We start from the raw sequence: 14,754 nt of genomic DNA on the forward strand, positions 1-14,754 counted from the left end.
CTGAAAATCCTAAAAAAATGAACAAATTTGATTTAAAAGAAAAGTTTACAGAACTTAAAATTGGAAGCTGTTATAATATAATTGAACCAACTTTAAAAAACGCTATAAGAGTAAAACTAAATCAAGTTTCTGAAAATAAAATTGATATTGGTCAATCAAAAATTGGTGGAAAACCAGATTTACCATTAAATCAAAAATGGTTTACAGAAACCAATATTGAAATTATTCAAGAAAAAAAACTTTTCTTTTTAAACAAGAAGTCAGAAAAAGAAATAACAAAATCACTTTCTTTTCTTGCTCAAATTAATTTATCAGAAATTAAAAATTACGACACAGAAAATTTACTACCACAAAGTGGTATGTTGTATTTCTTTTACTCATCTGCACAAAGTGCTTGGGGATTTGATTTTAAGGACATAAACAAGTTTAAAGTGTTTTTCTATGACGAAGATTTGAACAACTTAAGAAGAAACGAATTTCCTGAAAACCTCGAAGAAGACGGTAAGTTTAAAAGCTGTGAACTTAAATTTGAAAGTGAAATTAGTTTGCCATCTTGTGACAGCGAAATTTATGAAAGACTGAAGGAAGAAGAAATGGATTTGATATTTGAAGAAATATTAAATGAAGAAACAGTAAATAAATTACTTGGACATCCTGACATAATACAAAACGAAATGGAATTAGAATGTGAACTTGTTACCAATGGAATTTATTGTGGAGATGCGAGTGGTTATAATAATCCAAAAGCAAAAGAGCTTGAAAAAAATGCAAAAGATTGGCAATTATTGTTCCAAATTGACACAAATGAAGAAGCTGAAATGATGTGGGGAGATTGTGGAAGAATTTATTTTTGGATTAAAAAAGAAGATTTGAAAAACAAAAACTTTGAAAATTGCTGGATGATTTTACAATGTTATTAATAACTAACGAAAATAGAAAGAACTACTGCCACCAGTGGTTTGTAGATATTGTTTTATTTTGTGGAATCACCGTAATCAATTACATTTACGATAAACAAATTAAGAATTTTTTTCATAAGAAAACAACATTCACAAGCCACAAAACGGTGTAGAGCACTTTGACAGAACGAAAATAAGACAAAAATTAATGAACAAAATTTTAATTCTCCTTTTTAGCATTTCAAGTATTCTAGCTTTTGGGCAATCAAAAAAAGAATATTTAAAAAACAATCGATTTGATTTAACTTCGACAGAATTTGAATTTCCTCAAAAAGATTTTAATATCATCGGATTTGGTGCTTATCACGGAAGTGCCAAAACTTATGATGCAGAAATCCTACTAATAAAAAACTTAAAAAGACAGAATTTAATCGACTACTATATTCCTGAAACAAATTATAGCCAAGCATTTTTCTTTCAAAAATATTTAGAAACAGGGAACGAAGAACTTCTAAAAGAATTGACATTAGCATTCCAAACCATTGTTAATCAAGAGGGAACAATTGAAACATTTGAGCATTGGGAAAAATTAAGAGAATTAAATCAGACGTATCCCGAAAATCCCATAAAAGTTTTTGGTTTTGATGCTATTGCCGAATATCATTTTCCTATAAAACACATTTTACAATTGACCGATAAAGTTCAAAATTGGAAACTAAAAACAGAACTTCAAAGAAAATTTGATGACAAAGAAATCAATTTCAGCACTCGAAATGCAGAAACTACAGAGCTTTTAAAAAAATTTATAAACGATTACGAAGAAAACAAAAGCATTTATTACATTCAGATTTCAGACACGATCAGTTTTCATCATATTCTGAAAAACATTAAATATAATTTTGATAAAGAAAAAGGACGGGAAGAAATAATATTCGACAACTATGTGTATTTCAAGAATATTATGCAATTAGGAAACAAAAAACAGTTCTTCAAATATGGATTTTTTCACATAGAAAAACAGCGTGAAGAAAAATCCTCGTCTTTCTTCACGAGAATAATTGAACAAAATGTTTATGATAGGAAAAAAGTAATAACTATTATGGGCTACTTGACAAAAAGTGAGGTACTTTGGGATAAAATTTATGACGAAAATGGAGACTACAAAACTTACACTACTGAAAAGGGCTTTGGTATTGGAGATTATTGGAAAGAATATTTTAAGGGCATAAAAAAATTAAAAAAGACAAAGTTATCGGATATTACATTATTCAAGCTGAATAGTGAAAATTCTCAATATCAAAATGGAACGGATTTAATTGAAATCAAACTTTTTTTAAAGAAGAGTAATAGGAAATCTTTGCAAGGTAAACCTACAACTGACTTTATTGATTATGCAATTTTGATAAGTAATTCGAAAAGTCAAAAACCGATAGAAGAGATGAAATAAAAAACGATCTACAACAAGTTATATAAAAATTTGCGGTTTCTGTGCTAAATTGAAGTATTAGGATATTAATAAACATTAGTAATAAACCGAAAATTAGTGCATTTTAATCCGCTACTCTTCATATACCGAACAGTTAGTAGCAATTATACTCCAAAAATGAAGAAAACTGTAATTTTAGCATTGATAATGACAGCTTTATCTTGTTTTTCACAAGAAAACAGAATTGATGTCGTTCAGATAAAAAAACTTAAAATCAAATCAATTACTGGTAGTTCACTTTCTATAAAAAATGGAGTTGTAAATACCGAAAGTAGTAACACATTTGTTGAAGTTTATAATGAAGGAGGAAAATTAACAGACCAGTTTTTTACCAATTTAAAAGGCGAAAAAAGAACCAGATTAAAGTTGTACTATGGGAAATGTAATGAGTATGAAAAATCAGAAGATTTTGAGAACGTTAACGGTAAACAGAAAATAACAAAAATTAATAAAATAGTTTATGATACTTTTTGTAGAGAAAGTAAGATAATCTGGATTAATGAAGAAAATAATATTACCGAAATTGAAGAAGTAAAATACAATACAGAACATTACAAAATTTCTAACATTTCTAAAAATCCACAAAATCAGATAACTAGTAAAATCCTGTTTTCATATCCAGAAAAAAATATTGAGGAAACCAGAGCGTATTTTGAAAAAGAAAAATTTTGGTATCATCGTAAAATTAAAAAAGACGAAAACGGAAATGAAATAGAAAATATATCGTTTGATGAAAATGGAAAAATAGAGAATAAGGAAACAATTAAATATCAATATAATAATAAAAAAATAATAGAGGAATTACATTTTGACCAAAACGATAAATTAAAATATAAAAGGGATTATTTATACAATAGTGATAATTTAATAGAAAGAATTACTACAACAAAAAAAGAAGTAGGAATGAATATGCCAAATTTAACCGAAAATATAAATATTACAATCTATTATTACACGAAGGAATAAGCAGAGGGAGCTTAACACTTGACTTACTAAAGACAAAAAGGTAATAAATAGAAAGTTCGACAAAGATAAAAAGCCGAACACATAAAAGGCGCTTGGTGAGATCGGGCGTTTAGTGGATTTAACGTTTTTATAAGACCTTCGTTTCTAAATAAAACACTCTGCTATAAAGGCCCAAACCTCGCCAAGCGCCAAGAAGTGAACCGACAGCAATAAAAAACCCAATGACAATAGAAGATTTAGCAATTGAAGAAAATGAATTGTTCGAAATTGTAATTAAATTATTTAGCAAAAATTTTCTGTTGAAAATGATTTTGAATTAAAAAAAATTGAAACTAGATATAAAGAAATACATAAACTGTATGCAAATATTGCTGAAGAAAATGTTGAAGCACTCAAAAGAGGACTATTTATTCAATGGTATTCATTCATAGAACCACATTATTTAACAGGAATAAATGATATTTACGATGAATCTAAATTTAAAATCTTGAAATTAATAGAAAAAAATATTGAAAATTTAGATTCTGAATTAAAGTGGATGCTAAATTAGTATGGAAATTGGAGTTTTGCAATTAAGACAAATGAACAATTACCTAAATTAGGAAAGTTTGTTGAAAATATTACAAGTGAATATTTCCCTAAAACAATTGACAGAAATGAAATGAGAAAACGGGGACAAATGGGCATATATTGGAATTCTCTAACTGTCTTCAAATAAATAAATTTCTCATCGCATAATAGCGGTTACCGTTGCAGAACATTATTTTAAAGTACAGGAGAATTCAATAAATTAATGTAACATAGAGAAAAAATAAACGTCATATAGAGCAACAATTAAAAAAATAATTATATGTCATTATGGACACCATTAATATGGTTGGCAATCATTCTACCATTATTAATTATAGCACAATTAACATCCAAAAACACCAATCCGAAATATCTATTGCTTTTTGGTGGGTATTTCATACTGGATTCCTATATCAGAATTTTAGGTTTTGAATTTATAAAATTGGATTTTCTTGGTTTAAAAGGAAATTGGAGCGGCATGATTTTAAGTTTAATTGTTGCTCTTATTTTTATTTTCTATCACTCAAAACAAATTAGAAAGGATATCGGATTTACAACTGAATTTAATAAAAAAACCGTCAAACTAGGAATTTTAATTTTTATTGGATTTTTAATTTTCGATTTTGCTTTTAAAATGATTTTATTTCCAAAAGGAGGAGCATTTAATTTAGAACAATTTTTATTTCAAGCCTCTTTACCTGGACTAACTGAAGAAATTGTTTTTCGCGGTATTCTTTTATGGATTTTAAGTAAAGCTTTTATTCCATCAAAAAAAATAAAAGACATATTCTTTGGCTGGGGTTTTGTAATTGTGACATTCCTATTCGCAATGATGCACGGCGTAGTGTTAACTGAAGCAATGGAATTTAAAGTTGATTATATAACAATAATCTACATAACCTTAATTACATCTTTAAGTTTAGGAATTTTACGAAAATATTCGGGCAATTTAATTTTACCAACTATAGGCCATAATGTAGTGAACTTAATGAATTTCTTCATTAGATTAATGTAATATAAACTACTCACAACCTCTTTGAAAGTTGCCACAACCTCGAAGCGTGACGAAACTTTAGCTGCAATTTTAAAAAAACCCGAACTAAATGATAACTTTTCCAGTCGTTACTTCAACATTATCCGAGACAGAATTAGGTTATTTTATTAAAAAAATATACGAGCTGACAGAAGATTATAATTGCAAATTATTTAGAACCGGACTAAATCACACTTATTTTATTTCGAACAACGAAACTAAATTCATTTTTAGAGTTTACTGTTATAAATGGCGAACAAAAATTGAAATTGAGCAAGAATTAGAACTATTAAATTTACTCAAAAAAAATTCACTTTCTGTTTCTTATCCAATTTCAGATACAAATGGAAACTTCATTCAAGAAATTAATGCTCCGGAGGGAATTCGATATGGAGTACTCTTTTCATTTGCAAGCGGCGAAAAAATGCGTTTTATGTCTAACGAAGTTTGCTATTCTATTGGAACTATAATGGCTAAAATCCATAGTGTCACCGAAAATAAAAAAACAGCTAGAGTAAATTACGATAGTGAAATTCTATTAAGTGAATCTTATAATCATCTGAAATCATTTTTTTCAGAAGAACTTGAAGAAATGAAATTTTTAAAAGAACTTGGTGATAAAATTCCAAAAAGAATTAATGAAAGTAATTTAAGAGAAAATAAAAACGGAATAGTGCATTTAGATATTTGGTACGATAATTTGAGCGTAAATAATGAAAATGAAATCACTATTTTTGACTTTGATAATTGTGGAAATGGTTTATTAATTTTAGATGTTGGTTATTTTTGTAAACAATTGTTTTTCATAGAGTCTGACAAAAATGAATATGAATCAAAAACTAAAAGTTTTCTAAACGGTTACCAGAAAATAAGATATTTATCCGAAGAAGAAATTAAATTAATTCCAGAAGTTGGAGCATCAATTTTTGTATTTTATCTTGGAGTACAAGCACAAAGATTTGATTGGTCTAACATCTTTTTTACTGAAAACTATCTTAAAATGTTCGTTGGAAGAATTAGAAACTGGATGGAATATTATGAAACAAGAAGAACAAACGGTAACTAACATTCGTTTTGAAAGATTGCGGAAATTGGGCTAAATATACATCTGTCTTTCTCACGAAATAGTATCTTAGCATTACAAATATCTGTTACGTAGTTCGCAATCACGCAAAACCTCTAAACTTTTTCAAAATTTAAAATGAAGAAATCAAAAAAAAAGCATGTCTATAAATATCTGATTGAAATTGTCATAATTGTCATTGGTGTTTTAATTGCATTTTACTTAACAAATTGGGGGAAAGAAATTGAAAAAGAAAAGACTGAAAAAGAAATAATTTCACAAATTTATTTTGAATTAAGTGACAATTTAGTTGACTTAAAAAATGATATTGAAATTCATAGAAACGCATTAAAAAGTCAATTAAAAATTCAAGATTATTTAGATAATGAGGAAATCAGTAGTGATTCATTAATGATGGATTTTTATTGGGCGAGTAAAGATGAGTATATTTTCCCAAACACATCTGCTTTTGATAATTTGAAAAACACAGGAATTAGCATTATAAAAAATGACTCTTTAAGAAATTTAATTACTTTAGTTTATAACAATTATTTTCCAAGAATAACTAAAGAAAATAGTATGCATCCGGATATTAGTAACTACGTGAATCCATATTATAAAAAGAATTTCAAAATTAATAGAAATCAAGATATTAAATATGATTTGTATTTAGGAGATTCATTAAAAATCACCTATCCAAGAAATTTTGGAGGAGGAATAAAGCAGATAATTGGCTATATTCCTACAAATCAAGAAGAGTTGCACAAGGATGAAGAATTTAGATTTTTAATTTCTGAAATATTATGGTTTAGATTATATAAAATAAATTATTATCAAATTTCGATTACGAATGTTCAAAATATAATGAAACTAATTGAGAATGAATATCCAAAAACTATTGGCAACACGATATATAAAATATAGCGGATTCATTGTTAAATCCAAACCCTATGACTATTAATAAACCGAAAGTTTTAGGTATTTTAAACCGTTATTTATCATAAAAAACAACATTGTATCCGGTACTGAAAATAAATTATCAGCAAATTTAAATTCCCTGATTTTATTTCATATCTCAAATGTACTATTTTAAATTTAAAATATCACTCCGAACTTACAAGTGGCTAAAATAACCGTGATCAATTACTTTTACGATAAACCATTGAAAAATAGTGTTCTGTTGAAAACAACATTCAGGACCCAACAAACATTAGCTAATATTGTACGATAAAATGAACGAAAACAGCAAAATCATTGCAAATCCAAGTATGCTTCAAATAGGATTTAGTTCTTTTGGTATGCTTTTTTTCTCGACTATTGCTTATTTTTTGTATGATTCAGAATGGGTTATACACAATCAAAATGACTATATAATGATAGGGATTCTTGATGCGTTATTTTGTATTTTTGCATTAGTATCATTATACATGTTGTTAAGTTCAAAAAAGATTGAATTAACAAACGATACTTTATTAATTTCTTATCCTTTTATTTTCCGAACGAAAATTATTTTATTCAATGACGTTTGTAAAGTTATAGAAGATAATTATAATGCGGAATTTTCAAATAAATTAAGAAATTTTGAAGCTTATAAAGGTCGGAAAATAACAATTGAATTATTTGAATCAAAAAAAGTAGTGATTACATCTTTAGAAGTAACAAATTATAATTTATTGGCAAGCAATTTAAAAAACATAACTTCATCATATTTTAAATTAAGGTTTGAAAATAAAAACATTAAAAACACAAAGGGTTATGGATGGTTAATTTTTATTATAATTTTGACTTTAGGATTAATAATTTCTTTGATTAACAAATAATAGAAAGTAGAAACAAATCGGCTATTGGCCATTTGGTTAGGCTACAGCTTAAGTGGAATTAGAGTTTTTTATTATATCTTCGTTTAGGCAAAAACATACTATGTTTTAAACTCTCTAAACTGCTCACGCGCCAATACGTTAGCTCGTATGTTGTAAAACCTGAGTATTGAGGAATAATTAAAAAAATAAAAAATGGGTTATGGTGTATTTGTGGTGATGATAATAGCTGTAATATTATTAATAGCATCATTTCTTGTTTTTATTTTTTTTAAAAATTTACAGAAGAAAAAACTTGGAATAATTATTGGTTTATTTTTAGCATCAATTGTAATTGTACCATTTCTATTTTTAACATTTGAATCATACCTTTATTTCAAATCTGACGCCATCGAAGATTTAAAGATTGCTAAAGTTACTCTTAATGATAATTTTAAAATTGTTGAGAATAAAATCACTGGATTTCCTGACTATTATCAAATCACAAAGCTTGAAATTTCTGCGAATGATAGAAATAGAATTTGTAAAGAAATAATAAGTAGTCAAGACTTTTTTGTTCATGATGATTATAATTTTTTATTAAATGCAAATAATAATATTGAAAGCGATAAATTAATCGCAAATTATGGTTTTAAAACAGAACTTATTATAGAAACCTACGAAAAGGAAACTGGTTATGTGCCAATTTCTTTGATGATAATTTTAAATGAAAAATCAAATATTTTAGAACTACGAAGAATTGAAGACTAATAAAAACAACAGCGGAAATTAGTTCGTACACATTTTTTTACTTGGTGAAATCGCAGTGATCAATTACTTGTACGATAAACGAGTAAAAAATAGTTTTCAGTAGAAATGAAAATTATTGACTACAATAAAACACTGCTAACAACTACTTCAAAAACTGTGAAAAAATCGGGTAAACTTAAGTTATTCTTGCGTAAGTAAAACTGTCATAATAAAAAAAAACATACTTTTACACTAATAATAACATAGAACTAAATTGACAATTGAAGAAGTAAAAGATAAGATTTCTACAGACGCAACAAATTTTGAAGTTATTGGTTTTCGGCCTGAAAACACAATTCAATAAAGTTGGATTGGAAAAGTCACTGCTTATAAAATTGATGAAACTATTCCAACTGGTAAAAAAGGCGCGTTAATGTTTTCATTAGCTCAAATTTTCATTCCGAACTTGTCATTTATTGATCCGAAATTATCGAATACAAAAATACGCACAGTTTTTATCTCTAATGAATATCCAGAATGTTTTGAGAAAATCGGAGAGAACTATGTCATAAGAGAATATGATACTTTAGAAGATATCACCATTAAAGACTTATCAAACCCAAAATAGTTTATAAAGCAATTTCCATTACAAGCAGAAAAGAAACAGTATTTTCCCATTTGGGATGGCGGTGGATTAGTAGCTGCCATGGAACACGAAATAATTAAACTTAAAAATAGTGGCATAATTCAAAGTCATTATGACATAGCGGATTTTCATCAGTATGCGTATAAAATTGGCGAGTTTCCATCATATTGTCAATCAGGGATTAGTATTTATGAGGATTTTGTAGAAGGCTTTGAGTTTGTATTTCAAATTACATCTAACGAAAAAATAAATCTAAGTATAATCGATAGCGGTAGTTTCATGTTTGCGAAAAACGATAAAACGAAGAAATGGAATCTCTATTATGATTTTTATTAATTAGAGGAAAAATTATTACTAATATCTTCTATATTTCATGGTTTAATTATGAGTTATTTACGAAAGTTATATGAGAATTTATAACTGGTTTTATTTACTAACTTTACTTTTTATCATAACTATTCACACAAACAGATTACGTGCAAGTTTTAAACAATAACTAGATGCCAATAGAAAATATACCTGAAATCTATATTAAGAACAAAAAGGAAAATCCCGATTTATTTGTCTATGATTTTAAAATGACGAACGATGTTGTCAAAAGCAAAGTCAATCTCGATATGAATATGTTTAGCTTTTTACAAGTGGGTAAGAAGCAAGTGCACTTCGCTGGAACATCGGTTGTGGTAAATAAAGACCAATCTTTGTTGCTAAAGAAAGGAAACTGGTTGTGGACGGAATTACTAGATACCGAAGCAATTTATTACTGTAAACTTTTCTTTTTTTCGGAAAGAAAACTTCAGGAATTTTTAGATAAACACACTACAAATGAAGGAATTGTAAAAGAAGAAAAACCATTTTTTATTATTAGAAATGACGCTTATATAACTTCATATTTAAACTCATTATCTACAATTAGTGAAGCACCAAAAGTTTTTATGGACAACTTACTCTCTGTAAAATTTGAAGAATTAATGCTTTATCTGCTGCAAAAATATGGAAGCGCTTTTGAGCTGTATTTACATTCATTAATAATTAAAGAAACTTCGCCTTTTAAAAAAATTGTTGAAAGCAAGATTCATTCAAATTTAAAATTAGAAGAAATTTCATTTTTATGCAACATGAGTTTATCTACTTTTAAACGTCATTTCATCAGTGAGTATAAAACTTCACCTGGCAAATGGTTGCAAGACAAACGACTTCAAAAGGCAAAAGAAACTTTAGAACACGGCGCTTTGAAACCATCAGACATCTATTTAGATTTTGGCTACAACAATCTATCAAATTTTAGTATTGCCTTCAAAAATAAATTCGGATACTCTCCAAGCGAAATAGCTTTATAAATTGTTCAGCTGAATTTTTTATTAAATTTGACCTTTTTTCATAAGTCCTTGAACTGTATTGGTAAGTCAATTCGATGATTATCGTAGTAAATTTGTAATATAATAATATCAATTTTAAACAAACACATTATGAATATTACATTAGAACAAGCAGAAAAAGCGATAGCAGCGGCAAAACAAAAAGCAACAACAATTGATACTAAAATGAACATTGCCATTGTAGATGCAGGAGCAAATTTAGTAGCATTTGGAAGAATGGATGGCGCTTGGTTAGGTTCGCTTGACATCTCTATTAAAAAAGCAAAGACAGCACGTTATTTTGATATGAATACCGGAATTATCGGTGAATTATCTCAACCAGGAGGTTCACTATATAACATTGAGCATTCTAACAACGGATTAATTACATTCCCAGGTGGAATTCCAATAAAAAATGCACAAGGAGAAATCATTGGAGCAATTGGAGTAAGTGGAAGTTCAGTAGAAAATGATCATGCAGTTGCAGAAGCTGGTGCATCTGTAATCTAATACTATTTGGATTTAATAGAAAAGAGGATAATTAATTGTAATTATCCTCTTTTCTTTTGACACTAGTACTAAAAAATGTAGAACTTAAATTCCTATTTCCTGTGGCAAAGAATCAATATTGGCTAAACTACTATTCGTATCTATTAAGAGCTTAATAAATTTTTATAAAAAGAGCTCAAGCATATCCTTCTAGATTTATGATATGGTAAGCGATTAAGTTTTAGGTCAATTAAAATTATAAAATTAATCGATAATTTGAATGACATTAAAAATTCCTTACTTAAGAAACGTGAAAATTATGTGGATAAATTAATTTGGGGCAAAACGATATCAAATGTTTCATTTAAGAAGATACTAATGATAGTATATATTTCAGATTCTTTAGAGGAAAATTTGACTTTCAAGAAAAGAGTTGTATAATCATTTAGAAAATTATTTCATAGTATCTCAAAAGCAATTATCAAATTACAAGCACTATAAGTTTAATGTAAGAAGTCTTATATTTAGAAAATAATTAATATAAAAGCCGACAAAGTATAGATTCAATTTTGTTATTTTAAACAACAATCGGGAAAAACTACGCATCATCAAAATATGAAGTACAATTTAGAGAATCTTATTAGCACTTTTGAAAAAGGGAAAAAGCTAAAATACCTATTCTTTTGGGGACACCAAAAAAGTAAAAGTGGCGAATTAACTTCGGCCTGTTTTAGCCAGTGGTGGACCGCACCATTTGTTGTAGATGAGGTAAAATATAATACTGCCGAACATTGGATGATGGCACAGAAAGCGCTTCTATTTTCGGACGTTGAAATTTATAAAAAAATTATAGTTGCAAAGTCACCCGCAGAGGCCAAGAGTTTAGGCAGGCAAGTTAAAAACTTTGACGAAATCACTTGGAATAACAAACGCTTTGAAATTGTTTTAAAGGGCAGTTTAGAAAAATTTGGACAACATAAAGAACTTAAGGATTTTCTAGTAAACACCAAGAACAAAGTTTTAGTAGAAGCCAGTCCCGTTGATAGAATTTGGGGAATAGGACTTGCTTCGGATAGCGACAAAGCGGAAAATCCAAAACGATGGAACGGTCTAAATTTATTGGGTTTTGTACTAATGGAAGTTAGAGATATACTTAAAGATGGTAAATAAAAAATTCACATAAACACCACAGTAGAATTCAGGCGATGTTAAATTAAGAATATTTGGTATAAAAGTAATAATGGTTTTTCTCACAGTTTGGCTGTGATGAACAGATGAGAAAACAATTGTAGTTGTATTGCTTATTCTTATAAATTTGCTTTCCAGTATAAGCATGTTATTAGTTTAGATGTTCTTTGGAAGATTAGATTGAAGAAATAGCGAATTCAAGCTTGCGTTCCACAATTACTTACCATGTTTTAATACCAAATAGAATTTAACAGTACAAAATTTGCCTATATTTGTTAAGGTCGGTTTAAATAACCTAGCTACAAAACGTTATGAGCTATTCAAGAATAACAAAATTCACTTTACTGACATTGTTAGTGCTTTTAGTGCAATTATCCTGTACGGAACAAAGAATTGAAAACAAGACCACGCTAAACAAGTATGCGGATGGCAAATTACTGCGTGAAAGCGTCAAATATCAAGATAACGATACTATTACAGAATTTACTTATTTTAAAAATGGCAAGTTGAACTACAAAAGACAATTGCTAAATAACAAAAGAGTAGGATGGTCATATACATACAACAAACGCGGACAAGTAACTCTAAAAGTGGATTACCTTGCACGTTGCGAACAACATTCGTGCGAATGCAATCAGACTGTTACCGCTTATGAAAATGGTTCCAAAGTATATTCCTACGAAGTCACGGCCGGCCTGAAATCAGAAAAACATACCGTTTATGACCAAGAAGTCTATAAAAAATTAAAGGATCAAAGCACCGACAAATCAGACACAGCACAAGGCAAAATTATTTTTCAGAATAACTGTGGCATGTGTCATAGAGTTGAAAAACAATTAGTTGGTATAGCGCTTAGTTCCTTTTCTAACACAATGAATGCTGATGAATTAGTTGAGCTTTTAGCTGGAAACCATGGACATCCTTGGACTAAATCTACCCAGCAAGAAGCGGATCAACTCATTTCATATATAAATTCAAACTGCAATTAAGAAGCTTTTTTACAACGCTACTATAAATAAACCAACGGATGATTTCAATTCCCGATAATTATCCAAAATAGAACTGCTTGAGTTTTATTTTTGAGCGTGTAATTGCACTTGATTTTCTATTTGGGCGTTCGAGCGGGCTATTCGTTCTATCTTTTTATTTTGAAAATAAAATAAAAAGGATGCCACTACTATCCCTAACGCAGTTTTGGGTCACCATCATAAGTAAGTAATTGAAAGTTTAATGATTTTCGTTTTTTATCCACTCTATGCAAAGTAATTTTGTAAAAATGTTTTTAATCAATCTTCAGTTTAAATTTGTAAAAGCCACTTTGTTTTATAAAATTCTGTAAGACTTCTAATTTTTTTTTTTACATTTGAAAAAGAAATAGGCATGACAATTATAATATCTATACACCCAAAAATGGGTGGCTTTGTATCATTCAGTCATACATATAAATAAGTTAGCAGCAAGCACCAAAAAAATCACCAAAAAAATCACAAAAAAAATGAAAAAAATAATATTTTTATTGACATTATTGACGGTAATATCATCTTGCTGTAATGAACCTGTTGATTTAAATCCTCAAAATAGTAATTCAATAGCATTAGACACATTAAAAAATTATAGTGATTATATTTTGGGTGATTTCAATGGAAAGTTTTTAGTAAGCACTAATGTATTTACCAAAGGTTATAGTGCAAGTATAATTTCTATGCCAATAGACTCAAGCTATATACAATTCAGTTTAGGTTATAAAATTTTAAATAACAACGTTGAAAAAAGTGTATTCGTTTCTTATAGATTTCTTGAATCTAAAACCAAACTAAATACAGTTAATTATAGATATAATAATTTTTCTGACTTTATCAATTTCTTTAATAGAAATAATTTTGATTATTATCAAGGAAGTCATCCAATAGAAAATATTCATAATGTCAATATTACATATCAAAATCATTATGACATAAATAATGATGTAAATAGTTATAGTACATATAAATATAATGAACAGATTACACCAGAAAATTTTAATTTTACTATCGATAGCATAAAAACAATAGAAAATCCAATAAAGAAAGTGGAAGTTTATTATTCTTTTAAATGTATTGGCGTAAATGACTATTTTGATAAGTTTAAAATGAAAAACGGAAAAGGAAAATCAACTTTTGAATGGCAATAGCCAGCTGCTAACAGCGGTTTTGCGCTATTGCGAGAAATGTGCAAAATTCACATTTATTTTTCGCAAGAAATATTATATTTACCGAAAGAAAACGTTCACGAAGCTCGCAACAGTCGCAAAGCCGCCAAACGTCAGGCTGTGAAAAAACCTTGTTTTTTTCACAAGTTCGCTTTTAAAAGCTCTTGTAAACTTCAATACCTTCGTTCTACGGCACACTATTTTTTAGACTGCAATTGGTAGCTCTTTTTCAATAAAGCCGTCATAATCGCTGCAATAACTCGTTTTAAAACTAAAACAACCTTTGCTTTTGTAAGGTGACTTCCATTTCTTGAGTTTATCT

The 14,754-nt window shown here is 28.2% G+C and carries 15 protein-coding genes; all 15 read left to right on the forward strand.

What is annotated here, in order from left to right; genetic code table 11:
• The first annotated feature begins 17 nt into the window (after positions 1 to 17).
• Positions 18 to 920 (forward strand): YwqG family protein, encoded by a 903-nt coding sequence (locus ACFSX9_RS01565; RefSeq protein ID WP_379803535.1) that lies wholly within the window; start codon positions 18 to 20, stop codon positions 918 to 920.
• Positions 921 to 1,107: 187 nt separating this feature from the next.
• Positions 1,108 to 2,346 carry a hypothetical protein gene (locus ACFSX9_RS01570; protein WP_379803538.1) on the forward strand — a complete coding sequence of 413 codons (1,239 nt, stop codon included), beginning with the start codon at positions 1,108 to 1,110 and terminating at the stop codon, positions 2,344 to 2,346.
• A 156-nt stretch (positions 2,347 to 2,502) separates the two neighbouring features.
• Positions 2,503 to 3,351, forward strand: a complete 849-nt coding sequence (locus tag ACFSX9_RS01575) for a hypothetical protein (RefSeq protein WP_379803541.1) — start codon at positions 2,503 to 2,505, stop codon at positions 3,349 to 3,351.
• An 850-nt stretch (positions 3,352 to 4,201) separates the two neighbouring features.
• Positions 4,202 to 4,936 carry a CPBP family glutamic-type intramembrane protease gene (locus tag ACFSX9_RS01580; protein ID WP_379803543.1) on the forward strand — a complete coding sequence of 245 codons (735 nt, stop codon included), beginning with the start codon at positions 4,202 to 4,204 and terminating at the stop codon, positions 4,934 to 4,936.
• A gap of 88 nt (positions 4,937 to 5,024) precedes the next feature.
• A complete protein-coding gene (locus tag ACFSX9_RS01585; RefSeq protein WP_379803546.1) occupies positions 5,025 to 6,020 on the forward strand; it encodes a phosphotransferase in 996 nt (331 codons plus the stop codon).
• Positions 6,021 to 6,155: 135 nt separating this feature from the next.
• Positions 6,156 to 6,941 carry a DUF6090 family protein gene (locus tag ACFSX9_RS01590; protein ID WP_379803548.1) on the forward strand — a complete coding sequence of 262 codons (786 nt, stop codon included), beginning with the start codon at positions 6,156 to 6,158 and terminating at the stop codon, positions 6,939 to 6,941.
• Positions 6,942 to 7,249: 308 nt separating this feature from the next.
• Positions 7,250 to 7,837, forward strand: coding sequence for a hypothetical protein (locus tag ACFSX9_RS01595; RefSeq protein WP_379803551.1), 588 nt, complete (start codon positions 7,250 to 7,252; stop codon positions 7,835 to 7,837).
• Positions 7,838 to 8,029: 192 nt separating this feature from the next.
• On the forward strand, positions 8,030 to 8,584 hold the full coding sequence (locus ACFSX9_RS01600) for a hypothetical protein (protein WP_379803553.1): 555 nt from the start codon (positions 8,030 to 8,032) through the stop codon (positions 8,582 to 8,584).
• A gap of 412 nt (positions 8,585 to 8,996) precedes the next feature.
• Complete coding sequence (locus ACFSX9_RS01605) at positions 8,997 to 9,191, forward strand: hypothetical protein (protein ID WP_379803555.1); 195 nt, start codon at positions 8,997 to 8,999, stop codon at positions 9,189 to 9,191.
• Between the two features lie 78 nt (positions 9,192 to 9,269).
• Complete coding sequence (locus ACFSX9_RS01610) at positions 9,270 to 9,545, forward strand: hypothetical protein (RefSeq protein WP_379803557.1); 276 nt, start codon at positions 9,270 to 9,272, stop codon at positions 9,543 to 9,545.
• Between the two features lie 164 nt (positions 9,546 to 9,709).
• Positions 9,710 to 10,549, forward strand: coding sequence for a helix-turn-helix domain-containing protein (locus ACFSX9_RS01615; RefSeq protein ID WP_379803559.1), 840 nt, complete (start codon positions 9,710 to 9,712; stop codon positions 10,547 to 10,549).
• A gap of 129 nt (positions 10,550 to 10,678) precedes the next feature.
• Positions 10,679 to 11,077: a GlcG/HbpS family heme-binding protein gene (locus ACFSX9_RS01620; protein WP_379803561.1), complete on the forward strand. Its 399-nt coding sequence runs from the start codon at positions 10,679 to 10,681 to the stop codon at positions 11,075 to 11,077.
• Between the two features lie 594 nt (positions 11,078 to 11,671).
• Complete coding sequence (locus tag ACFSX9_RS01625) at positions 11,672 to 12,226, forward strand: NADAR family protein (RefSeq protein ID WP_379803564.1); 555 nt, start codon at positions 11,672 to 11,674, stop codon at positions 12,224 to 12,226.
• Between the two features lie 329 nt (positions 12,227 to 12,555).
• Positions 12,556 to 13,233, forward strand: a complete 678-nt coding sequence (locus ACFSX9_RS01630) for a c-type cytochrome (RefSeq protein WP_379803566.1) — start codon at positions 12,556 to 12,558, stop codon at positions 13,231 to 13,233.
• Positions 13,234 to 13,739: 506 nt separating this feature from the next.
• On the forward strand, positions 13,740 to 14,414 hold the full coding sequence (locus ACFSX9_RS01635; RefSeq protein WP_379803569.1) for a hypothetical protein: 675 nt from the start codon (positions 13,740 to 13,742) through the stop codon (positions 14,412 to 14,414).
• Positions 14,415 to 14,754: the final 340 nt, after the last annotated feature.

Origin of the sequence: Flavobacterium ardleyense (genome assembly GCF_042686085.1) — a bacterium.
Lineage (GTDB): Bacteria > Bacteroidota > Bacteroidia > Flavobacteriales > Flavobacteriaceae > Flavobacterium > Flavobacterium ardleyense.